The following is a 22,271-nucleotide window of genomic DNA, read 5'->3' as shown; positions in this document are numbered from 1 at the left end:
CCGGCCAACACGGGAATCACCGACCGTACGGAAGTTCGAGAAGGCCGGATACGAGGTGGAGCACCGGGCGCTGGCCGAGTCCTTCCGCAAGCAGGGCGAACTCGCCGGCTCGCGCGCCGAAGTGGTGCTGTGCTCGCGCCCCGGCGAAGCACTCGTCGGCTTCTGCCTCTACTACCGCTGGGGCGACACCGTCTGGCTGCTGGACCTGTGCGAGGACAGCCCGCTGGCCGGATACGACGACGAGATCCGCTACTGCTGAGGCCAACTGCCGCTGCAGTACTGGGAGCTTTCTAACGCCGCAGATCTGACCGGCTCTTGTAGGAAGCTACGAAGAAGCCGGCCTGGGTCTGCGGCTGCTTTCATGTCTTTCACGCCTGGCTGACTTCGCTTGGTTGGCTGTGTACTCCTCGTACAAGTTGCAACGAAACAAAGCGGGTTGCGACCGAGCAAGGGATGAGTGCCGTGGGCTGCCTTCCACTTACCGGCGGCATCGGCGACAGTCCGCTGCGGCGCACGGCCCGCCGCGCGCCGGCCAAGATCGTGGTCGGCTACGAGGTGTTCGAGCCGATCACCGATCCGGAGCGGGCCGCGCACGACGACACGCTTCCCAAGCTGCACCCCGGCGGCAACGTGGTGCGCTACCAGCCCGTCATCAAGGGCGACCTGGAGCCGTGATGAGCGCACCGGCGGAGCATCCAGAAAGTCCCCACCCTCTCCGAAAGCGAGTGACCGTGACCACGAACACCCAGGAAACGAGCGTCCAGGAGTTCGAACGAGCCTGGATGGCACAGGCGATCACGTTGGCCACCGACAGCGTGACGAACGGCGGCGGTCCGTTCGGCGCGCTGGTCGCCAAGGGCGGCGAGGTCGTCGCGCTCGGGAACAACCAGGTCACCGCGACCCTGGACCCGGTCGCGCACGCCGAGGTGAGCGCGATGCGCGCCGCCTGCAAGAAGCTGGACACCTTCGCGCTCGAGGGCTGCACCCTGATCACGTCGTGCGAGCCGTGTCCGATGTGCCTCTCCTCCGCACTGTGGGCGCGCGTCGACCGCATCGTCTACGCCGCCGACCGGCACGACGCCGCGGTGGCAGGCTTCGACGACCGCAAATTCTACGACCTGTTCGAGAAGAAGGCCGAGTCGATGTGGCCGATGTCGGTCGAGCGGCTGGACCTGCCGAACCGTACGGCGCCGTTCGACGCGTGGCTGGCCAAGTCCGACCGCATCGATTACTGATCTTGTTGTCAAGCTGCGGGTGAGGGCGAGCACCGCCTGTGTATCCCGCTCTTCAGTTCCGGGATGTGCCGCGCAGGTCGGTCAGCAGGTGGGCGGGGCGGATCGGGACCCGGTCGAGGTCGATCCCGGTGGCTGCCCTGACCGCCGAGGTCACCGCGGGAGTCGCCGAGATCGACGGCAGCTCTCCGATGCCGCGGAGCCCGTACGGCGCATGCGGGTCGGCCCGCTCCCGGATCTCCACCCGCACCGCCGGCACATCCGCCATCGTGGGCAGCGGATAGCCGGAGAACGACGGGTTGAGCACCCGCCCCCCGTCCAGCTCGATCTCCTCCAGCAGTGCCAGGCCGACCCCCTGGACGGTGCGCGGCGAAGCCGAACTGCATGGCGGAGTCGCCCTGCCCGGTGGATCCAGCGCGAACTGCCCGGTCCCCGGCTACCGGGGCAAGGTCGTGACGGCGTTCGGTACGACCCTGAACGCGCACGCGGGCGGAGAGTCCACGCTGCTGTCCGCGTACACGGCCCGCTCCACCACGAGGGCAACGGCCCGTCCGAGCAGAGCGCAGAGGCGGCGGCCCGCTACCAGGGCCGCTGCCTCGCCACCGCAATGGCGGCACTGACGTCGGTCGGACCTCAGCAGGTGAAGTCGATGAGGTCGAACGTGGCGTAGTGGTCGGACGTGTAGTAGTCCTCCTGGTACTCCTGACCGGTGACGATCCGGCGGGCGCCGCGCGTCGGGGAGCCCGGGGTGATCACCGTGTACTCGTGGTAGTAGCCGTAGGACTCGGAGGGCAGGACGCGCTCACGGTTCGAGAAGACCGTGCCGTCCTGCGAGTAGGGGAAGGGGCCGCCCTGGTCGATCAGGTCCAGGGTGTCGTAGGCCTGCGAGGGCAGGTCGGTGTAGCAGATGCTGCCGGCCGAGGTGGCGGCGGCGTCCGCGGTGGTGGCGGAGACGGTGCCGCCGACGAGGAGAGCGGACAGGAGCGCGGCTGCGGCGCCGATACGCGTGGCGTGGGGGGTTCTCATGCCGTCATGATGACGCGCGTAGATAGTGGCATGTCAATGACAAACCTGATGATTTTCCCGTCAAGTACCTTGAGTTTTCCGGGGGTTAACCCCGGCGTCCGAGAAGCTGTCGGTACGTCGAAAGAAGGGCCGCGGGTCCGCCGAAAGTAGCTGCCCGCGCGACTTCGGTCGATGATCACGCGCGCGGGGCGGCCACGGGCGGCCGGGCTGCCTAGATTTGTCGACTGTGAGAGAAGGTGTGAGAGAAGGTCGACCGTGAAACCAGCCAGAGCCCCCAGAGCCCAGCGGGCCGCCGCGCACGGGGGCGGGGTGCACCGCTGGATGTTCCCCTCCGCCGTCCTGCACGAGCCCGACCCCGACGCCGGACCCGACGGACGGCGCCCCCGGCGCACCGCGCGGGACTGGGCCGTGGACGTGTGCTGCTACCTGCTGGTCTGGGTGCTGTACCTGCTGGCCGCGCGGAGCCTGCTGAACAAGCCGGACATCCCGGTGTCCTTTCTCGGCCTCGACCTGATCCTGGGCGTCCTGTCCGTCCAGGCCGTCTGGCTGCGCCGCCGCTGGCCGGTCGGCCTGGCCGCCGTGATGATCCCGGTGGGCTTCCTGTCCGACACCTCGGGCCCGGCCACCCTCGTCGCCCTGTTCACCCTCGCCGTGCACCGGCCCTTCCGGTACGTCGGCTGGATCGGCGGAGCCAACCTCGCGCTGCTCCCGCTCTACTACTGGTGGCGTCCCGAGTCCGGGCTGCCGTACGTCGGCGCCGTCGCCTTCGCCGGGCTGCTGACCGTCTCGGTCCTCGGCTGGGGCATGTTCGTCCGCTCCAAGCGGCAGCTCACGGTGAGCCTGCGCGACCGGGCGCGGCGCGCCGAGACGGAGGCGCAGCTGCGGGCCGATCAGGCGCAGCGGCTCGCCCGCGAGGCCATCGCCCGCGAGATGCACGACGTGCTCGCCCACCGGCTCACCCTGCTCAGCGTGCACGCCGGGGCCCTGGAGTTCCGGCCGGACGCCCCCGGCGAGGAGATCGCGCGGGCCGCCGGGGTCATCCGGGAGAGCGCCCACGAAGCCCTGCAGGACCTGCGCGAGATCATCGGCGTACTGCGGGCGGGCGAGCATGACGACGCGGCCGGGGGACGCCCGCAGCCGACGCTGGCCGCGCTGGACACGCTCGTCGCCGAGAGCCGCGAGGCCGGCATGAAGGTCACCCTCGACCACCGTGTCGCCGACCCTGCCGCCGTACCCGCCTCCATCGGCCGCACCGCCTACCGCATCACCCAGGAGGCCCTGACCAACGCCCGCAAGCACGCGCCGGGCACCGAGGTCACCGTCCGCGTCACCGGCGCCCCCGGAACCGGCCTGACGATCACGGTCCGCAACCCCGCCCCAGCCTCCGACGTCCCTCCGGTCCCCGGCTCCGGGCAGGGCCTGATCGGCCTGACCGAACGCGCCACGCTGGCCGGCGGACACCTGGAGCACGGGGTGACGGCGGACGGAGGGTTCGAGGTGCGGGGGTGGCTGCCGTGGAGCGGGGAGTGAGGGGCCGGCGCCGGCTGGACGCAGCTGTGCTCAGGGCTTCTTCGGGATGTAGAGGAATTCCGGTCCGTACCTCTTGGCGGGGTCGTTGCGCAGGGGTTTGTCCATCAACGCCTGGGCGGGGCTGCCCAGGCCGAACATGTCTCCGACCGCGTCCGACAGGTGGCGCTCGGCTTCCTTCGCATCGTCCTGCTGCCAAGCCTTCTCCAGCGACCGGAGCATCGAACTGAAGGTGCCGTTGAATTCCGTCAGAAGCTTCTGGACCTCCGCGTCGGGTGCGGTCTTCTCGTCTCCCGCCCAACCGCCCTTCGGGACCACACCCATGGGGCGCGTGCCGGGCATCTTGATGTCGGCCCCCTGGAAGTCCCACTTGGGGGGCTGCTCCTGCACCTTGATCAGCTTCTTGCCCCGGTACAGCTGCCGGAACGTGTAGTAGTGGGCAAGCTCGCCCTCGTACCCGTCGTACGGGTTCTCCGGCATCGAGTGGGTGCCTTCTCCCTGCTCCTGGATGATCTTGATTGCCTTCTCGGCATCCGCCAGGTTCTTGATCGCGAAGAGGCTGTTCCCCTTCCCGTGACCACTCATGCCGTAGACCACCTGCCTCCGGCCGGTGAAGCGGACGCCCGGCCTCTGGAACGCCTTGAGGATCGCGTCGTAGAACTCACCGATCGAGGGGTAGATCTTCCCCCCGCCCACGGCCGCGAACTTGGCAAGCGGCTTCACGGGCGCCTCGATCCGGGAGAACATTTCGACCGATTTCCTGGTCAGCCCGCTCAGGTAGACGGTCAGGTTCTCGTCCTGGTTTTCTTCGTCCGGGAGATTGGGGCGCACTCCGCCCGGCAGATGGCTCGGATAGGGGGCCACGACGCCCTTGTCGGCGATGATCGGACTCCCCCCGATCGTGGTGAGGAGATTGCACACGTGTCCCAGGTGGGACATCTCGTCGAAGACGATCTCCCTGATCATGAAGGAGATCTTCTCGTCCTCCTTGGTCTTCTCGATGATCGACCAGTAACCGCACAGATAGGGCGGCAGCGTTGCGAGTTCCAGCATGATCGCCTGCTGGAGGGAATTCTTCAGCCAGTCGTCGGCGCGCGCTTCTTCCTCCACCTCCATCAGCTCGCAGATCGCGTCGCTCTCGTACTCGAGAACTGTTTCCGTCATGACGATTCCCTTTCGACGTGCCTCACCGATTCAGGCAAGTCTGAGGGGCATATGTCTCACGGGTTGCGCTTGATGTGTCCGTGTCCGCAGGACCACCTGTACGGCCGGGCACGCCTTTTTTCGGCGAGCCCCTCCTGAACCGTGATTTCGTAAGGTCCATGACTGCGATCAGACTGCTCCTCGTCGACGACGATCCGCTGGTGCGGGCCGGCCTGTCCCTCATGCTGGGCGGGGCCGACGGCATCGAGATCGTCGGGGAGGCCGCGGACGGCAGCGAGGTCGAGGCCGCCGTCGACCGCACCCGCCCGGACGTGATCCTGATGGACATCCGCATGCCGTCGGTGGACGGGCTGACGGCCACGCAGCGGCTGCGCGGTCGCAAGGACGCCCCGCAGGTCGTGGTGCTCACCACCTTCCACGCCGACGAACAGGTGCTGCACGCCCTGCGCGCGGGTGCCGCCGGGTTCGTGCTCAAGGACACCCCGCCCGCCGAGATCGTCGACGCGGTGCGCCGGGTCGCGGCCGGGGAGCCGGTGCTGTCCCCGGCCGTCACCCGCCAGTTGATGCGGCACGCGGCCGGCACCGCCGCCGACTCCCGGCAGGCACGCGCGCGGGACCGGCTCGCGGTGCTGGGCGACCGCGAGCGCGAGGTCGCCGTCGCCGTCGGCCGGGGCCTGGCCAACGCCCAGATCGCCGCTGAGCTGTACATGAGCGTGGCGACCGTCAAGGCCCACGTCTCCCGCGTCCTCGCCAAGCTCGGCCTCAACAACCGCGTGCAGATCGCCCTGTTGGCCTACGACGCGGGACTTCTCGACGAGGACGGGCAGGACGGGCAGGACGGGCACTAAGCGGGTTACCCGCGCGTTGACCCGGTACCGGGGGATGCCCGGTGTGCGCCTCGGGGGGAGTCCGGAAGGGGAACGATGGACAGGCAACGCGTGGTCGATCTGGGCGAGTTCGGGGACGCCTTCCGCGAGGACCCGCATGCGGTGTACGCGCGCCTGCGCGAGCAGGGCCCCGTGCACCGGGTCCGGCTGCCGGACAGCGACGACGGCTACGAGACCTGGCTGGTCGTGGGGTACGAGGAGGCGCGCGCGGCCCTCGCCGACCCTCGGCTGGCCAAGGACGGCGCCAGGATCGGCGTGACCTTCCTGGACGAGCAGATGATCGGCAAGTACCTGCTGGCCACCGACCAGCCGCAGCACACTCGCCTGCGCTCCCTCGTCACCCGCGCGTTCACCATGCGCCGGGTGGAGCAGCTGCGCCCGCGGATCCAGCGCATCACCGACGACCTGCTGGACGAGATGCTGCCGCACGGCCGTGCGGACCTCATCGAGTCGCTGGCCTACCCGCTGCCCATCACCGTCATCTGCGAACTTCTCGGCGTCCCGGACATGGACCGCGCGGAGTTCCGGAAGGTGTCCACCGAGGTGGTCGCACCGAGCAGCGCGGACTCGGAGTACGCCGCGGTCGTCCGCCTCGCCGAGTACCTCACCGAGCTGATCGAGGACAAGCGGTGCTCCGGCCCGAGCGACGACCTGCTCAGCGATCTGATCCGCACCACCGCCGAGGACGGCGACCGGCTCTCCGCCGAGGAACTGCGCGGCATGGCCTACCTGTTGCTCATCGCCGGTCACGAGACCACCGTCAACCTCATCGGCAACGGCGTCCTCGCCCTGCTCACGCACCCCGCGCAACTCGCCGCGCTGCGCGCCGACATGGGACTCCTGGACGGCGCCGTCGAGGAGATGCTGCGCTACGAGGGCCCGGTGGAGACCGCCACGTTCCGGTACGCCACCGAGCCCCTGGAGATCGCCGGTACCGTGATCGAGCGGGGCGACCACGTGGCGGTCGGACTCACCGCCGCCCAGCGCGACGCGGACCGCTACGCCGACCCGCACCGCTTCGACATCCGCCGCGACACCCGCGGCCACCTCGCGTTCGGCCACGGCATCCACTTCTGCATCGGCGCACCCCTGGCCCGCCTGGAGGGCCGTATCGCCGTCGGCACCCTCCTGGAGCGCGCCCCCGGCCTCGCCCTCGACGGCTCCCCGGGCGAGTGGCTGCCGGGCCTGCTCATGAGGGGGGTGCGCAGCCTTCCGGTGCGCTGGTGAGCCGCGCGGTTCAGGCGTACAGCGGTCGTGGCTGGTCCGGGATCTCCGCCAGCCGCACCGCTCTGCGCTCGCGCCGGGACACCTCGCAGGCCTCGGCGACCCGCAGCGCCTGCAGGGCCTCGCGGCCGTCGCAGGGGTTGGGCCGCTCGCCGTGCAGCACCGCCACGAAGGCGGCCAGTTCGGCCTCGTAGGCGGGTCCGAACCGCTCCAGGAAGCCCGTCCACGGCTTGTCCGCGGGCGGCGGCCCGGTGGGCTCGGTGGAGGCGAGCGGCGTACGGTCGTCGAGGCCCACGACGACCGTGTCCCGCTCCCCGGCCAGCTCCATGCGCACGTCGTACCCGGCGCCGTTGAGCCGGGTCGCCGTCGCCGTGGCCAGCGTGCCGTCGTCCAGGGTGAGCAGGGCCGCGCCGGTGTCCACGTCACCGGCCTCGCGGAACATCGCGGGCCCGGCGTCCGACCCGGTGGCGTACACCTCCACCACCTCACGGCCCGTCACCCAGCGCAGCATGTCGAAGTCGTGGATGAGCGTGTCCCGGAACAGTCCGCCCGACAGCGGCAGCCACTCGGCCGGGGGCGGGGACTGGTCGCAGGTCATGGCCCGTACGGTGTGCAGCCGCCCGAGCCGGCCCGCGCGCACCGCCTCCCGGGCGCCGGCGTAGCCCGCGTCGAAGCGCCGCTGGAAGCCCATCTGGAGGACCGTGCCGGCCGCGTCCACCTCAGCCAGCGCCTGCAGCGTGCCCGGCAGATCGAGGGCGATCGGCTTCTCGCAGAAGACCGGCAGGCCCGAACGGGCGGCCCGGCCGATGAGTTCGGCGTGCGCGGGCGTCGCCGTGGTGATCACCACCGCGTCCACGCCCCAGGTGAAGATCTCGTCCACCCCCGGCGCGGCCGTCTCGCCGAGCCGGTGCGCGAGCGCCTGGGCCCGCGCCGGATCGGCGTCCGTCAGGATCAGCGAGCCGACCTCGCGATGACGGCTCAGCGTGTTCGCATGAATGGTGCCGATGCGGCCCGTACCGATGACCCCGATGCGCATGGGAACAAAGTGGGGGTGGACCGGCCCCCCTGTCAATTTATATGTCCGGACAATCGGACTTCACGACTTCCCGTCAACCAATCACACGGCTACGCTCAAGCCCGTGCCCAAACCAGACGTTGACCCGACCGTGGCGCTCGATCTGCGCGTGGACCGCAGCTCGCCGGTGCCGCTGTACTTCCAGCTCTCCCAGCAGCTGGAGTCCGCCATCGAGCACGGCAGCCTCACCCCCGGCAGCCTGCTGGGCAACGAGATCGAGCTGGCCGCGCGGCTCGGCCTGTCCCGCCCCACGGTCCGCCAGGCGATCCAGTCGCTCGTGGACAAGGGCCTCCTGGTCCGCCGCCGCGGCGTCGGAACCCAGGTCGTGCACAGCCAGGTCAAGCGCCCGCTGGAGCTGAGCAGCCTCTACGACGACCTGGAGGCGGCCGGGCAGCGCCCCGCGACCAAGGTCCTGGTCAACACCGTCGTCCCGGCCTCCGCCGAGGTCGCCGCCGCGCTCGGGGTCGCCGAGGGTGGCGACGTCCACCGCGTCGAGCGGCTGCGCCTCGCGCACGCCGAACCGATGGCGTACCTGATCAACTTCCTGCCGCCCGGCCTGCTCGACCTGGACACCGGCCAGCTGGAGGCCACCGGCCTGTACCGGCTGATGCGCTCCGCCGGGATCACCCTGCACAGCGCACGCCAGTCCATCGGGGCCCGCGGGGCCACCGCCGCCGAGGCCGAGCGGCTCGGCGAGGCGGAGGGCGCCCCGCTGCTCACCATGCGGCGCACCACCTTCGACGACACCGGCCGTGCGGTCGAGTTCGGCGACCACATCTACCGCCCGACCCGCTACTCCTTCGACTTCCAGCTGCTCGTACGGTCCTGAGTGGTCCTGGGCAGCCCTGGGCGGTCCCGAGCTGTCGCCTCTGCTTCATCGCAATGTCCGGACAATGTGACCGGCATGTCAGCCCCCGGGTATGTCATGAGTGTTCCCTGTGTTTGATACTGAAGAGTTCGGGGCCGATGAGGTGATCACCGGCCCCTTGCGTACGTACGGACACAGCAAGAAGGGCACGGCCTCGTGGCACGGTTTCGGACCTGGGTAGGCATAGCGCTGGCGGGGGCACTCTCCGTGACGTCCCTGTCATTGGCCGGGTGCAGCAGCACGGGCGGCAAGCGGGCGGAGGACGCCCGCAAGGCCGCCGCCGCCCAGGGAAGGGCTGCGGTGAACACCCCCCGCTGGACCTTCGCGATGATCACCCACTCGGGAGACGGCGACACCTTCTGGGACATCGTGCAGAGCGGCGCCAAGCAGGCCGCCGTCAAGGACAACATCGACTTCCTGTACTCGCACGACGACGAGGCCCAGCAGCAGGCGCAGCTGGTGGACGCGGCGGTCGACAAGAAGGTCGACGGAATCATCGTCACGCTCGCCAAGCCGGACGCCATGAAGGCCGCCGTGGCCCGCGCCGAGAAGGCCGGCATCCCCGTGATCACGGTCAACTCCGGCTCGGAGGAGTCCAAGGCCTTCGGCGCGCTCACCCACATCGGCCAGGACGAGACCGTCGCCGGCGAGGCCGTCGGCGAGGAGCTGAACAAGCGCGGCAGGAAGACGGCCCTGTGCGTCCTGCACGAGCAGGGCAACGTCGGCCACGAGCAGCGCTGCGACGGTGTGGCCAAGACCTTCCACGGCAAGGTCCACAAGCTCTACGTCAACGGCACCAACATGCCCGACGTGCAGTCCGCGATCGAGGCCAAGCTCCAGGCGGACAAGTCCGTCGACGCCGTCGTCACCCTCGGCGCCCCCTACGCCGACACCGCCGTGAAGGCGAAGAGCGACGCGGGCAGCAAGGCCGAGATCGACACCTTCGACCTCAACGCCAAGGTCGCCGCCGAGCTGAAGGACGGCACCCTCGGCTTCGCCGTGGACCAGCAGCCGTACCTCCAGGGCTACCAGGCCGTCGACCTGCTGTGGCTGTACAAGTACAACGGCGACGTCCTCGGCGGCGGCAAGCCGGTCCTGACCGGCCCGCAGATCGTCACCAAGGACCAGGCGGGCGCGCTCGCGGAGTACACCGAGCGGGGCACCCGATGAGCGCGACCCTGGAAAAGGCCGCTGACGAAAGGCTTCTGCGGACCTCACCGCTGCGGAAGCTGCTCGCCCGCCCCGAGCTGGGCTCGGTCGTCGGCGCGCTCGCCGTCTTCGCCGTCTTCGCCGTCGCCGCCGACGGCTTCCTGAACGCCTCCAGCCTCAGCACGGTCCTGTACGCCTCCTCGACCATCGGCATCATGGCCGTACCCGTGGCCCTGCTGATGATCGGCGGCGAGTTCGACCTCTCCGCGGGCGTCCTCGTGACCTCCTCCGCGCTGATCTCCTCGATGTTCAGCTACCAGATGACCGCGAACACCTGGGTGGGTGCGGGCGTCTCGCTCCTGGTCACCCTCGCCATCGGCGCCTTCAACGGCTTCATGCTCACCCGCACCAAGCTGCCCAGCTTCATCGTCACGCTGGGCACCTACCTGATGCTGGCCGGCATGAACCTCGGCTTCACCAAGCTGATCGACGGCACCGTCTCCACCAAGGCCATCGGCGACATGGAGGGCTTCCCGAGCGCCCGCGCCGTCTTCGCCTCGACCCTCACGGTCGGCGGCGTCGACTTCAAGGTCACCATCCTGTGGTGGCTGGGCCTGGTCGCCCTCGCGTCCTGGATCCTGCTGCGCACGCGCGTCGGCAACTGGATCTTCGCGGTCGGCGGCAACCAGGACGCGGCCCGCGCGGTCGGCGTCCCCGTCGAGAAGACCAAGATCGGCCTCTACATGGGCGTCGCGTTCGGCGCCTGGATCTCCGGCCAGCACCTGCTCTTCTCCTTCGACGCCGTCCAGTCCGGCGAGGGCGTCGGCAACGAGCTGATCTACATCATCGCGGCCGTCATCGGCGGCTGCCTGATCACCGGCGGCTACGGCAGCGCCGTCGGCTCGGCGGTCGGTGCGCTTCTGTTCGGCATGACCAGCAAGGGCATCGTCTTCGCCGAGTGGAACCCCGACTGGTTCAAGTTCTTCCTGGGAGCGATGCTGCTCCTCGCGACCCTGCTCAACACCTGGGTCAAGAAGCGCGCGGAGGCGACGACATGACCGAGACCACTGAGCGCACGCCGCTGGTCGAGCTGACCGACGTCAACAAGCACTACGGCAACGTCCGCGCCCTGGAGGGCGTTTCCCTGGAGGTCCACGCCGGGGAGATCACCTGCGTCCTCGGCGACAACGGCGCGGGCAAGTCGACGCTGATCAAGACCATCGCGGGCCTGCACCGGCACGACGGCGGCACCCTGCGCATCGAGGGCGAGGAGACCCGCCTCGCCTCGCCGCGCGAGGCCCTGGACCGGGGCATCGCCACGGTCTACCAGGATCTGGCCGTCGTCCCCCTGATGCCGGTCTGGCGCAACTTCTTCCTCGGCTCCGAGCCCCGGAAGGGCGCGGGCCCGTTCAAGCGCCTGGACACCGACTTCATGCGCCGCACGACCCGCGAGGAACTGCTCCGCATGGGCATCGACCTCCGCGACGTCGACCAGCCCATCGGCACGCTCTCCGGCGGCGAACGCCAGTGCGTGGCGATCGCGAGGGCCGTCTACTTCGGCGCGAAGGTCCTGGTCCTGGACGAGCCGACGGCGGCACTGGGCGTGAAGCAGTCCGGTGTGGTCCTCAAATATGTGGCGGCAGCACGTGACGAGGGCCTGGGCGTCGTCTTGATCACCCACAACCCGCATCACGCGTACCTGGTGGGGGACAGGTTCGTCCTGCTCCGCCGCGGCACCATGGTGGGCAATTACACACGGGACGAGATCACGCTGGACGAGCTGACCCAGCAGATGGCGGGAGGATCCGACCTGGACGCTCTACGCCATGAACTGCAGCGTGGTTGAGCAGTGAGGCTGAGGGGCGCGGGGCCGTGTCGCCTCCCGTGCCCCGTACGGCACCGCTACCGGCGGTGAGGCAGAATCGACAAGCGATGAGCACCTACCGCGACCTGACCGCCCCCATCGGCTCCCGCCGAGCCCCCGTGCTCCGCACGGTGGGTACCAGGGAACGCCGGTCACATCTGACTGCCCCCCGTGTCCCCACTGTTGGCATCGACATCGGAGGCACCAAGGTCATGGCGGGCGTCGTGGACGCCGACGGCAACATCCTGGAGAAGCTGCGCGCGGAGACCCCGGACAAGTCCAAGAGCCCCAAGGTCGTCGAGGACACGATCGTCGAACTGGTCCTGGACCTGTCCGACCGGCACGACGTGCACGCGGTCGGCATCGGCGCCGCCGGCTGGGTCGACGCCGACCGCAACCGCGTGCTGTTCGCCCCGCACCTCTCCTGGCGCAACGAACCGCTGCGCGACCGCCTGAGCGGCCGGCTCTCCGTGCCGGTCCTCGTGGACAACGACGCCAACACCGCCGCCTGGGCGGAGTGGCGCTTCGGCGCCGGCCGCGGCGAGGACCACCTCGTCATGATCACGCTCGGCACCGGCATCGGCGGCGCCATCCTGGAGGACGGCCAGGTCAAGCGCGGCAAGTACGGCGTCGCCGGTGAGTTCGGCCATATGCAGGTCGTCCCCGGAGGGCACCGCTGCCCGTGCGGCAACCGCGGCTGCTGGGAGCAGTACAGCTCCGGCAACGCGCTCGTCCGCGAGGCCAAGGAGCTGGCGGCGGCGGACTCGCCCGTGGCGTACGGGATCATCGAGCACGTCAAGGGCAACGTCGACGACATCACCGGCCCGATGATCACCGAGCTGGCCCGCGAGGGCGACGCGATGTGCGTGGAGCTGCTCCAGGACATCGGCCAGTGGCTCGGCGTCGGCATCGCCAACCTGGCCGCCGCTCTCGACCCGTCCTGCTTCGTCATCGGCGGCGGGGTCTCGGCCGCCGACGACCTGCTCATCGGCCCCGCCCGGGACGCCTTCAAGCGTCACCTCACCGGCCGCGGCTACCGCCCCGAGGCCCGCATCACCCGCGCCCAGCTCGGCCCCGAGGCCGGCATGGTGGGCGCCGCGGACCTGGCCCGGCTGGTCGCCCGCCGGTTCCGCCGGGCCAAGCGGCGCCGAGTGGAGCGGTACGAGCGCTACGAGCGGTACACCCAGGCCCGTCGCGACCGGGACAGCGCATGACCGCGTCGCTGCCCCGCCAGGCGGCGCCCCCGGACGAGCCGCGCCGGCCGGACGAGAACCCGCGCCACAAGGCCAGGCGCAGGGCCCTGACCCTGCTCATCATCGTGCTGCTCATCGGCATCCCCGCGGGCTACCTGGTGATCTCCGCCAACCAGAGCCGCAACAGCGGCAAGGACAAGGAGGCGAAGTACTCGGCGACCGGCCTCACCGCGGGCTGGCCGTCGAAGGTGCAGCGCCGCCTCTACCAGGTGGCCATCCCGCACCCCGCCGACCACGTCGCCTACTACGAGACGAACAACTGGAAGACCAGCCGTCTCTACCTGGAGTTCCGCACCAACGACGCCGGCCTGGACAGCTTCCTGGGGGCGATGGGCGCACGGCGGGACGAGCTCAAGAAGGACGACATCACGATCAGCGCCCGCGACCAGAAGGTCAGCGGCTGGCGCTTCACGGGCACGGGCCCCTGGTGGGGGCTCACCCACGCGCAGAAGAACCCGGCGCCCACCGAGGACGTCGTCGTGAACCTGTCCGACCCGAGCTATCCGATGGTGTACGTCGTCTCCCGCACGGTGCCGTAACGACCGGCCGCACCCGCTGCCGGGACCGATTGTCAGACCCCGCCCGTAGAGTCGAAGACGTCTGATCCGACACATGGGCGGGAGGTGGCAGAACGTATGAGCGGCACGGCTGCGGTGGCCGAGCGCGGGGGAGGCACCCCGCAGGCGCAGACAGAGGCAGAGCAGACGGAGACGGGGACGGGGAGCGGGCCGGGGACCGGCGGCGCGGTCCCGGTGCGCCTCGCCGCCGTCTACCTGCCCGCGCCCCTCCCGCGCGAGGGCCGGATCGCCTTCTGGGACCCCGACGGCGCCCAGCTGCCCGTCCACCGGGACGGCATCGACGAGCTGACGGTCGTACGACCCCACGGCGCCGCCGCCGTCCGCCGCAGGCAGGTGCCCGCGCTCACCCTGCCGCTCGCCGAGGCCCTGCCGCTGCTGGTCCGGGCCCGCCGCGACCCGGCCGCCCATCCGGCCACGGCCTGCTGGGGCGCCGCCGCCCTGCACGCGCTGCGGCTCGTCGCCCGGGGCCGCCTGCTGCCCGGTCTGACCCCGAGCGGACACGACGCCTGGCGGGCCGGCCCCCTCGAACCCGACGACCTCGCCCATCTGCGCGCGGTGGCCGCCGCGCTGCCCCCGGAGGGCCACGCCGTCCCCCTCCCGGACTCCGGCCCACTCCGGCTGCCCGAGCCGGAGGCCCTGATCCGCTCCTTCCTGGACGCCGTCGCCGACACCCTGCCCCGCACCCCGGCCGCCCCGCACACCTCCGGCAGGCCGTTCGCCGCCCGCGCACCCCAGGCCCTGCCGCACGCCCACGAGTGGGCGGCGGAGGTCGCCGCCGGTATGGACGCCGGCGTGCGCATCTCGCTCCGCCTCGACCTGTCCGCCTACGACGTCTTCGACGCCGGTGCCGCCGAGGGCGCCCGCGCCGCCGGGGCGGCGATCGTCCAGGTGCACAGCCTCGCCGACCCGACCCTGGTGGCCGACGCGGCGGCCCTGTGGGCGGGGGAGGCCGACGCGGCCTTCGGGCCCCGCGCGCGCGTGGACGCCGCCCTCGCCGTACGGCGCGCGGCCCGCGTGTGGCCGCCCCTGGACCGGCTCGCCGAACTGGACGCGCCCGACGTCCTCCCGCTGTCCGAGGAGGAGCTGGGCGAGCTGCTCGGCGCGGCCGCGAGCCGGCTCGCCGCCGCCGGGGTCGCCGTGCACTGGCCCCGGGACCTCGCCCGGGACCTGACCGCCGCCGCGGTGGTGCGGCCCGCGCCCGGCTCGGCGACCGACGGCACCGGATTCTTCGAGAGCGAGGAACTGCTCCAGTTCCGCTGGCAGCTGGCGCTCGGCGGCGAGCCGCTCAGCGAGGCCGAGATGGACGCCCTCGCCGAGGCCCACCGGCCCGTCGTGCGGCTGCGCGACCGCTGGGTGCTCGTCGACCCGGCCCTGGTCCGCAAGGCCCGCAGGCGCGAACTGGGCCTGCTCGACCCGGTCGACGCGCTCTCCGTCGCGCTCACCGGCAGCGCCGAGGTCGACGGCGAGAGTGTGCAGGCCGTCCCGGTGGGCGCGCTGGCCACCCTGCGCGACCGCCTCACGGCGGGCCTGCGCCCCGCCGAGCCGCCCGCGGGCCTCGCCGCCACCCTGCGCGACTACCAGCTGCGGGGCCTGGCCTGGCTCGATCTCATGACCTCCCTCGGCCTCGGCGGCTGCCTCGCCGACGACATGGGCCTCGGCAAGACGATCACGCTCATCGCCCTCCACCTGAAGCGGGCCCGGACCGAGCCCACCCTGGTCGTCTGCCCAGCGTCCCTGCTGGGCAACTGGCAGCGGGAGATCATCCGGTTCGCGCCCGGTGTCCCCGTCCGCCGCTTCCACGGCCCCGACCGCACCCTGGAGGGCCTGGACGGAGGCTTCGTCCTCACCACGTACGGCACCATGCGCTCCACCGCGGCGCGCCTGGCCGAGCAGCCCTGGGGCATGGTCGTCGCCGACGAGGCCCAGCACGTGAAGAACCCCTACTCCGCCACGGCCAAGGCGCTGCGCACGATCCCGGCTCCCGCGCGCGTGGCGTTGACCGGTACCCCGGTGGAGAACAACCTCTCCGAACTCTGGGCCCTGCTCGACTGGACCACGCCCGGACTCCTCGGCCCCCTGAAGTCCTTCCGCGCCCGGCACGCCCGCGCCGTGGAGAACGGCGGGGCCGAGGAGAACGGGGCGGCCGTGGAGCGGCTGTCCCGCCTCGTCCGCCCCTTCCTCCTGCGCCGCAAGAAGTCCGACCCCGGCATCGTCCCCGAACTGCCGCCCAAGACCGAGACCGACCACCCCGTGCCGCTCACCCGGGAACAGGCCGCGCTGTACGAGGCGGTGGTCCGCGAGTCGATGCTCGCCATCGAGACGGCGGACGGCATCGCCCGGCGCGGCCTGGTCCTGAAGCTGCTGGGCGCCCTCAAACAGATCTGCGACCACCCCGCGCTGTACCTGAAGGAAGAGACGGCACACCACGGCCGGCCGGCCGCCCGTTCCGGCAAACTCGCCCTCCTGGACGAGCTGTTGGACACCGTGCTCGCCGAGGACGGCTCGGCGCTCGTCTTCACCCAGTACGTCGGCATGGCCCGGCTCATCACCGCCCATCTGTCCGCCCGCGCGGTCCCCGTGGACCTCCTGCACGGCGGCACCCCGGTGGCCGAGCGGGAGCGCATGGTCGACCGCTTCCAGGAGGGGCGGACGCCGGTCCTCGTCCTCTCCCTCAAGGCGGCCGGCACCGGCCTGAACCTCACCCGCGCGGGCCACGTCGTCCACTTCGACCGCTGGTGGAACCCGGCCGTCGAGGAGCAGGCCACCGACCGCGCCTACCGCATCGGCCAGACCCAGCCCGTCCAGGTCCACCGTCTGGTCACCGAGGGCACGGTCGAGGACCGCATCGCCGAGATGCTGACCGCCAAGCGCGCCCTGGCCGACGCCGTCCTGGGCTCCGGCGAGGCGGCCCTCACCGAGCTGACGGACCGTGAACTGGCCGACCTGGTCTCCCTGCGGAGGACCTCATGACGACCGAGGACCACCGCCCCGGCGACGCCGCCCGACGGGCCCTGCGCGCGGCACGGGAGCGGACGGAGGACGCTCCGACGGGCGTGGCCGAGGAGGCGGTTGCCGAGGAGGACACGGCCCCGAAGGACAGGGAAGAGGAACGCCGTACGCGTGTCGGGGACGCCGAGCAGCGGCCCGGTGACGTGGCGCGCGCGGCCCTCAGGGCCGCCGTCTCCGCGCGCCACTCCGAGGAGGACGCACAGGCGACCGCCGGCACGACCGCCCCCGCGCAGGCAGAAAGCCCTGCGGAGGTCACGCGGTCCGTCAGCAGCACCCGCCGGACCGCTCCGGCGGCCGGACGCCCAGGAGACGCCGCCCGCGAGGCACTGCGAGCGGCCCGCCGCGAGGCGCTGCGCACGGAGGCGGCGGAGCCCGGCTCCCGGAGCGGCAGGCCCGCATCAAGGCGTACCGGCTCCTCCACGCCCCGTGCCGCAACCGCCTCCGGGGCATCCGGTCAGGAAACCGGTGTGGCCCGTGCCAAGGCTGCCCAGGACATGCGGTACTACCTCGCGAACGCCTTCCGGATGCCGACGTGGGCGGACACCGAGGAGGAGGCCGTAACCACAGCGGAGCCGGACACCCCGGACACCCCGGACACCACGGACACCCCGGACACCACGGACGCCCTGGACACCACGGACGCCCTGGATACCCCGGACACGCTGGACTTCGTGGACACGGGGACCCCCAGCCCGCCCACCGCCGCAGCCCCCCACCTCCCGCTCACCATGGCCACCCCGCACCGCGACACCGAACTCCGCCGTACCTTCCCGGCGTTCCCGGCCCGGGAGGGGACCGGCGACGGCTCCTCGTTCGCCGGGACCTGGTGGGGCAACGCCTGGGTGGGGGCGTTGGAGCAGGGTGCCCTGGACGGCAAGCGGCTGGCCCGCGGGCGCGGGTACGCGGACCAGGGGCACGTGGACGCGATCACCGTGACGCCGGGGCTGGTCCTGGCGTACGTGCGGGGAAGCCGGCCGCGTCCGTACCGCGTGCAGATGCGGGTGCGGACGCTGGAGGACGCCGACTGGGAGCGGTTCCTGGACGCCGCGGCCGACCGGCCGGGGCACATCGCGGCGCTGCTCGACAAGGAGTTGCCCCAGTCCCTCGCCGACTGCGGGGTCCCGCTGCTGCCCGGCCCCGGCGACCTCACCCCGCGCTGCAGCTGCCCCGACTCCGGTCACCCGTGCAAGCACGCCGCCGCCCTGTGCTACCAGACGGCCCGGCTCCTCGACGCCGACCCCTTCGTGCTGCTCCTGCTGCGCGGCCGGGGCGAGAAGGGCCTGCTCGACGCGCTGTCCCGCCGCAGCGCCGCCCGGGCGGCGCTGGCCGCGCAGGAGCGGCAACCGCAGTCGCTGCCCGGCGTCCGGGCCACCGACGCCCTCAGCCCGCGCCGGCGCCCGCCGCTGCCACCGCCGTTGCCGGCCCCGCCGCACCCCGAGCAGCCCCCGGTGTACCCGGCGGCGCCCGGCGGCCCGGACCCCTTCGCGCTGGACCAGCTGGCGACGGACGCCGCCGCCCGCGCCCACGCGCTGCTCACCACCGGACGCGACCCGGTCGGCGACCTGACCCTGTGGCAGGACGCGGTGCGCCTGGCCGCCGCCCGCCCCGGCTCCGGGCTGACCGCGGCCACCCGCGCGCTTTACTCCACGCTCGCCACCGTCGTCGACCGCACCCCGGCCGACCTGGCGCGCGCGGTCGCCGCCTGGCGGCAGGGCGGCCTGGAAGGGCTGGACGTCCTGGAGGAGCCCTGGGACCCGCCGGCCGGCCGGTTCGACCGCGCCCGTCCGCTGCTGCTGGCCGCCGACCTCCCGGCGTTCCGCCCCTGGCGCAACCGCCTGACCCACCCGCGCGGCCACGTCCAGCTCCGCCTGGGCCGCGACGGCCTGTGGTACGCCTACGAGTCGGAGCCGGGCCACGACGACTGGTGGCCCCGGGGCACCCCGGACCTCGACCCGGTGGGCGCGCTGACGGGTCTCGGCACGCCGGACGACGCGTGACCGGCGTCAGGGGCTTAACCGCAGGTCAGGTTGACGGCGGCTCGGTGTCGGCCTCGCCCTTGGCCCACAGCGAGCGCACATGCCCCAGGTGCCGGGTCATGCACTGCTCGGCTGCTTCGGCGTCGCCGGAGAGCATGAGCTCCAGCAGCTCCAGGTGTTCCTCGGCCGAGGGGATCAGTTCGCCGCGCCGGTCCAGGGCGGTCAGGCCGTACAGGCGCGAGCGCTTGCGCAGATCGCCGACGGTTTCGACGAGGCGGTCGTTGCCGGCGAGCGACAGCAGCGAGAGGTGGAACCGGCGGTCGGCCTCCAGGTAGCCGATGAGGTCGTGGTCGTGTGCGGCGCGCACGATCTCCTCGGCGACCGGGCGCAGCGCTTCGAGGTCCTTCTTCGACGCGGTCTTCGTGACCCGGCCGACCGTGGGGACCTCGATCAGAGTGCGGATCTCGGTGTACTGGTCGAGGTCGCGCTCGTTGACCTCGGTGACCCGGAAGCCCTTGTTGCGCAGGGGCTCGACCAGGCCCTCGCGGGCCAGGTCGAGCATCGCCTCGCGGACAGGGGTGGCGGAGATGCCGAAGTCCTCGGCGAGCGCGGGGGCCGAGTAGACCTCGCCGGGGCGCAGCTCACCGGAGATGAGGGCGGCGCGGAGCGCATGGGCGACCTGGTCGCGCAGCCGTTCCCGGGCGGTGATGAGGTTGCGTGTCTTCAGATGCCCCATGCTGTTTCCTCCGTGCCCTGACCGGACGCCAGCGTACACGTGCAATGTCACGTTGTTTTCGCGGGTGCCAGAGTGTAGGTGCGGCTCGCGGTGTAGAAGTCCAGGGCCGCTCTGCCCTGCTCTCTCGGGCCGTGGCTGGATGCCTTGGTGCCGCCGAAGGGCAGGTGGAAGTCGACGCCGGTGGACGGTGCGTTGACGCGGACCATGCCGCTGCCGAGGTGGTCGAGCCCGTGCAGCACCGCGTCGAGGCCGGCCGTGTGGACAGAGGTGACCAGGCCGTAGGGACTGGAGTTGGTGATCCGTACGGCGTGGGACAGGTCGTTCGCGGGCAGCAGGGCCGCGATGGGACCGAAGACCTCCTCCCGCAGCAGCCGGTGGTCCGGCGGGACCTTCTCCACCAGGGTGGGTGACGTGTACCAGCCGTGGTCTCGGTCAGCGGGGCCGCCGACGAGCACGGACAGGCCGTAGGAGGCCCCCTCCACCTGGTCGCGGGCCTGCTCGCTGATGAGCGGGCCGCACACCGTGGCAGGGTCGGCCGGGTCGCCCACCCGGAGCGTGCGCAGTGCCTCGGTGAGGGCCTCGCGCAGCGGGTCGAGGGCGGTGCCGACGGCGATCACGCGGCTGGTGGCGGTGCACTTCTGCCCCGCGTAGCCGGCGATCGCCGAGGCGATGTGGGCTGCGGCCCGGCCGATGTCGGCGTCGGGGAGGACGATCGCCGCGTTGAGCCCGCCCATCTCCGCCTGGACCGGGACACCCCGGACGGTGGCGGCACCGACGACCGCGTTGCCGACCGCGGTGGAGCCCGTGAAGGAGATGACGTCGGCGGCACGGACGATCGCCTCGCCTTCGGTGGCGCCACCGGGGATCACGGTGAACACACCGGCCGGCAGCGTCTCGCCCAGGATCTCGGCGAGCCGCAGGGCGCACGCGGTGGCCTCGGGTGCCGGCTTCAGGACGACGGAGTTGCCCGCCGCCAGCGCCGGGGCCGCCTTCCAACTGGGAATGGCGAAGGGGAAGTTCCACGGGGTGATCAGCCCCGCGACGCCGTGCGGGCGGCGCCGGGTCAGCAACAGGCCCGGTCCGCCCGCCGTTTCATGGACGGCACCGGTCGGCTCGAAGGGGGCCTGGGCGTAGTAGCGCCAGATCGCGGCGGTGCGTGCCACCTCGGCCCGTGCTTCTGCGAGCGGCTTGCCCACCTCGCGTACGGCGAGGGCGGACAGCTCGTCGGCAGCGGCCTCGATGGCCTCGGCGATCGCGGTGAGGGCCGCCGAGCGGGCAGCGGCGCCGCCGGTGAGCCAGCCGGGCTGGGCGGCGCGGGCCCGCTCCACCGCGTCGGCCGCGGTGGTGGCGCCGGGGCCCGGGATCCGTACCAGGACGTCGGAGGGGTCGGCCGGATTGCGGGAGATGACGGAAGGGGACTCAGCCATGGCAGTCACAGGAGGAAGCCTCCGGGGAAGGGGTCGTCCGGGTCGAGGAAGTACTGGGCGGCGCCGGTGCCGCACGGCGAACGGTCGAACCAGCCGGTGTGGACGGGCCGGTCCGGTGAGGCGTTGATCGCGCCCATGACGGCGAGACCGGCGGCGAGGAGGTCGTACGTCACCGTGCCGAGTGCGTATGACGTCCGTCCTTTCGCGGATCGGTTGCGTGGAGTCGGTGCGGCCCGGTCAGTGGTGGCCCTGGGCGATGGCCTTCTCGGTGGCCGCGCGCACCCCGGCCTCGATCTCGCCGGTGAGAGGGGAGCGCGGCGGCCGGGTGGGGCCGCCGTGTCGGCCGGCGATGTCCATGGAGAGCTTGATGGACTGCACGAACTCGGTCTTGGAGTCCCAGCGCAGCAGCGGGTGCAGCGACCGGTAGAGGGGCAGCGCCGTCTCCAGGTCCCCCGCGACGGCGGTGTGGTAGAGCTGGGCGCAGGTGGCCGGGAAGGCGTTCGGGTACCCCGCGATCCAGCCGACCGCGCCGGCGATCGCGAGCTCCAGCAGGACGTCGTCCGCGCCGATCAGCAGATCGAGTCCGGGGGCCAGTTCGGCGATCTCGTACGCCCTGCGCACATCGCCGGTGAACTCCTTGACCGCGACCACACTGCCGTCGCCGTGGAGCCGGGCGAGCAGCGCCGGGGTCAGGTCCACCTTGGTGTCGATCGGGTTGTTGTACGCGACGACCGGCACCCCTGCCTCGGCGACCTGGGCGTAGTGGGCGCGTACGGCGTGTTCGTCGGCGCGGTAGGCGTTGGGCGGCAGCAGCAGCACGGAGCCGCAGCCCGCTTCGGCCGCCTGCTCGGCCCAGCGGCGGGCCTCGCCGCTGCCGTAGGCGGAGACCCCGGGCATCACCCGGGCGCCGTCGCCCGCGGCTTCGACGGCGGTGCGAGCGACGCGGGCGCGCTCCTCGGCGGTGAGGGTCTGGTACTCGCCGAGCGAGCCGTTGGGGACGACGCCGTCACAGCCGTTGTCGAGCAGCCGGCGGACGTGCTCGGCGTAGGCGTCGTAGTCGACGGAGAGGTCCTGCCGCAGGGGGAGGGCGGTGGCGACCATGATGCCGCGCCAGGGGCGGTCGGGGTTCCAGGAAGTGGTGGTCATCTCGGTAGTGAACCCTTCTGTGGTGTGTGACATTTTATTGGCCCACCGAAGGCCCCGGTGACCGGAGCCCCGGCAGTAATATTTCACATTGCACTGTCTGGGCCAAGGCTTTTCAGGGACCTGGGAGCCT

Annotated in this window: 23 protein-coding genes; 15 read left to right on the top strand and 8 right to left on the bottom strand. The window is 71.8% G+C overall.

From position 1 onward, the window contains the following. The first annotated feature begins 55 nt into the window (after positions 1-55). The 3 genes from ACWD35_RS00310 (at position 56) to ACWD35_RS00300 (ending at position 1,235) form a co-directional block, all read left to right on the top strand. Positions 56-259 (top strand): hypothetical protein, encoded by a 204-nt coding sequence (locus tag ACWD35_RS00310; RefSeq protein ID WP_451348861.1) that lies wholly within the window; start codon positions 56-58, stop codon positions 257-259. Between the two features lie 203 nt (positions 260-462). Continuing rightward, the gene (locus ACWD35_RS00305; protein WP_451348860.1) at positions 463-675 is read left to right on the top strand and encodes a hypothetical protein; all 213 of its coding nucleotides are present in this window, start codon (positions 463-465) and stop codon (positions 673-675) included. A gap of 56 nt (positions 676-731) precedes the next feature. Then, positions 732-1,235 (top strand): nucleoside deaminase, encoded by a 504-nt coding sequence (locus ACWD35_RS00300; RefSeq protein WP_451348859.1) that lies wholly within the window; start codon positions 732-734, stop codon positions 1,233-1,235. A 52-nt stretch (positions 1,236-1,287) separates the two neighbouring features. On the opposite strand, the gene ACWD35_RS00295 is transcribed toward ACWD35_RS00300, so the two are convergent. After that, a complete protein-coding gene (locus tag ACWD35_RS00295) occupies positions 1,288-1,554 on the bottom strand; it encodes a hypothetical protein (protein ID WP_451349303.1) in 267 nt (88 codons plus the stop codon). Between ACWD35_RS00295 and ACWD35_RS00290 the strand changes: the two genes are divergently transcribed. Continuing rightward, the gene (locus tag ACWD35_RS00290) at positions 1,532-1,852 is read left to right on the top strand and encodes a hypothetical protein (protein WP_451348858.1); all 321 of its coding nucleotides are present in this window, start codon (positions 1,532-1,534) and stop codon (positions 1,850-1,852) included. The two genes, ACWD35_RS00295 and ACWD35_RS00290, sit on opposite strands and share 23 nt — an antisense overlap. A gap of 13 nt (positions 1,853-1,865) precedes the next feature. Here the strand turns inward: ACWD35_RS00290 and ACWD35_RS00285 are convergent, their stop codons facing one another. Beyond that, a complete protein-coding gene (locus tag ACWD35_RS00285; protein WP_451348857.1) occupies positions 1,866-2,258 on the bottom strand; it encodes a ribonuclease domain-containing protein in 393 nt (130 codons plus the stop codon). Between the two features lie 321 nt (positions 2,259-2,579). On the opposite strand from ACWD35_RS00285, the gene ACWD35_RS00280 reads away from it, so the two are divergent. Beyond that, complete coding sequence (locus ACWD35_RS00280; RefSeq protein ID WP_451349302.1) at positions 2,580-3,788, top strand: sensor histidine kinase; 1,209 nt, start codon at positions 2,580-2,582, stop codon at positions 3,786-3,788. 30 nt (positions 3,789-3,818) lie between these two features. Here ACWD35_RS00280 and ACWD35_RS00275 read toward each other — a convergent pair whose 3' ends face one another. Further along, positions 3,819-4,949, bottom strand: coding sequence for a ferritin-like domain-containing protein (locus ACWD35_RS00275; protein WP_451348856.1), 1,131 nt, complete (start codon positions 4,947-4,949; stop codon positions 3,819-3,821). Positions 4,950-5,107: 158 nt separating this feature from the next. Here ACWD35_RS00275 and ACWD35_RS00270 point away from each other — a divergent pair, with 158 nt between their 5' ends. Together ACWD35_RS00270 and ACWD35_RS00265 are read left to right on the top strand one after the other, a co-directional pair. Next, on the top strand, positions 5,108-5,797 hold the full coding sequence (locus ACWD35_RS00270; protein WP_451348855.1) for a response regulator: 690 nt from the start codon (positions 5,108-5,110) through the stop codon (positions 5,795-5,797). Between the two features lie 75 nt (positions 5,798-5,872). After that, on the top strand, positions 5,873-7,063 hold the full coding sequence (locus tag ACWD35_RS00265; protein WP_451348854.1) for a cytochrome P450 family protein: 1,191 nt from the start codon (positions 5,873-5,875) through the stop codon (positions 7,061-7,063). A gap of 10 nt (positions 7,064-7,073) precedes the next feature. Here the strand turns inward: ACWD35_RS00265 and ACWD35_RS00260 are convergent, their stop codons facing one another. Then, positions 7,074-8,096 carry a Gfo/Idh/MocA family protein gene (locus ACWD35_RS00260; RefSeq protein ID WP_451348853.1) on the bottom strand — a complete coding sequence of 341 codons (1,023 nt, stop codon included), beginning with the start codon at positions 8,094-8,096 and terminating at the stop codon, positions 7,074-7,076. A 130-nt stretch (positions 8,097-8,226) separates the two neighbouring features. Between ACWD35_RS00260 and ACWD35_RS00255 the strand changes: the two genes are divergently transcribed. The 8 genes from ACWD35_RS00255 (at position 8,227) to ACWD35_RS00220 (ending at position 18,853) form a co-directional block, all read left to right on the top strand. Then, entirely contained in the window at positions 8,227-8,964 is a 738-nt protein-coding gene (locus ACWD35_RS00255; RefSeq protein WP_451349301.1) for a GntR family transcriptional regulator, read from the top strand. 195 nt (positions 8,965-9,159) lie between these two features. Beyond that, the gene (locus ACWD35_RS00250; RefSeq protein WP_451348852.1) at positions 9,160-10,173 is read left to right on the top strand and encodes a sugar ABC transporter substrate-binding protein; all 1,014 of its coding nucleotides are present in this window, start codon (positions 9,160-9,162) and stop codon (positions 10,171-10,173) included. Further along, positions 10,170-11,210 carry an ABC transporter permease gene (locus tag ACWD35_RS00245; RefSeq protein ID WP_451348851.1) on the top strand — a complete coding sequence of 347 codons (1,041 nt, stop codon included), beginning with the start codon at positions 10,170-10,172 and terminating at the stop codon, positions 11,208-11,210. Before ACWD35_RS00250 ends, ACWD35_RS00245 begins: the two co-directional genes overlap by 4 nt. Continuing rightward, positions 11,207-11,998 (top strand): ATP-binding cassette domain-containing protein, encoded by a 792-nt coding sequence (locus ACWD35_RS00240; protein WP_451348850.1) that lies wholly within the window; start codon positions 11,207-11,209, stop codon positions 11,996-11,998. Before ACWD35_RS00245 ends, ACWD35_RS00240 begins: the two co-directional genes overlap by 4 nt. Before the next feature lie 86 nt (positions 11,999-12,084). Beyond that, complete coding sequence (locus tag ACWD35_RS00235) at positions 12,085-13,230, top strand: ROK family glucokinase (RefSeq protein WP_451348849.1); 1,146 nt, start codon at positions 12,085-12,087, stop codon at positions 13,228-13,230. Beyond that, complete coding sequence (locus ACWD35_RS00230) at positions 13,227-13,808, top strand: sugar kinase (protein WP_451348848.1); 582 nt, start codon at positions 13,227-13,229, stop codon at positions 13,806-13,808. The genes ACWD35_RS00235 and ACWD35_RS00230 overlap by 4 nt, the downstream gene beginning before the upstream one ends. Before the next feature lie 96 nt (positions 13,809-13,904). Continuing rightward, entirely contained in the window at positions 13,905-16,817 is a 2,913-nt protein-coding gene (locus ACWD35_RS00225; protein ID WP_451348847.1) for an SNF2-related protein, read from the top strand. Further along, positions 16,814-18,853, top strand: coding sequence for an SWIM zinc finger family protein (locus tag ACWD35_RS00220; protein WP_451348846.1), 2,040 nt, complete (start codon positions 16,814-16,816; stop codon positions 18,851-18,853). Before ACWD35_RS00225 ends, ACWD35_RS00220 begins: the two co-directional genes overlap by 4 nt. Before the next feature lie 25 nt (positions 18,854-18,878). Here the strand turns inward: ACWD35_RS00220 and ACWD35_RS00215 are convergent, their stop codons facing one another. The 4 genes from ACWD35_RS00215 to ACWD35_RS00200 all read right to left on the bottom strand — a co-directional run bounded on the left by ACWD35_RS00215 (position 18,879) and on the right by ACWD35_RS00200 (position 22,141). Beyond that, positions 18,879-19,568 carry a GntR family transcriptional regulator gene (locus tag ACWD35_RS00215; RefSeq protein WP_451348845.1) on the bottom strand — a complete coding sequence of 230 codons (690 nt, stop codon included), beginning with the start codon at positions 19,566-19,568 and terminating at the stop codon, positions 18,879-18,881. A gap of 47 nt (positions 19,569-19,615) precedes the next feature. Continuing rightward, on the bottom strand, positions 19,616-20,995 hold the full coding sequence (locus ACWD35_RS00210) for an aldehyde dehydrogenase family protein (protein WP_451348844.1): 1,380 nt from the start codon (positions 20,993-20,995) through the stop codon (positions 19,616-19,618). A gap of 5 nt (positions 20,996-21,000) precedes the next feature. Next, entirely contained in the window at positions 21,001-21,168 is a 168-nt protein-coding gene (locus ACWD35_RS00205; RefSeq protein ID WP_451349326.1) for a hypothetical protein, read from the bottom strand. 64 nt (positions 21,169-21,232) lie between these two features. Then, positions 21,233-22,141, bottom strand: a complete 909-nt coding sequence (locus ACWD35_RS00200) for a dihydrodipicolinate synthase family protein (protein ID WP_451348843.1) — start codon at positions 22,139-22,141, stop codon at positions 21,233-21,235. Positions 22,142-22,271: the final 130 nt, after the last annotated feature.

The sequence above is a fragment of the Streptomyces sp. NPDC002671 genome (assembly GCF_053592475.1).
The sequence above is the reverse complement of the archived record's forward strand: the minus strand, read 5'-3'. Positions and strand labels throughout refer to the sequence as shown.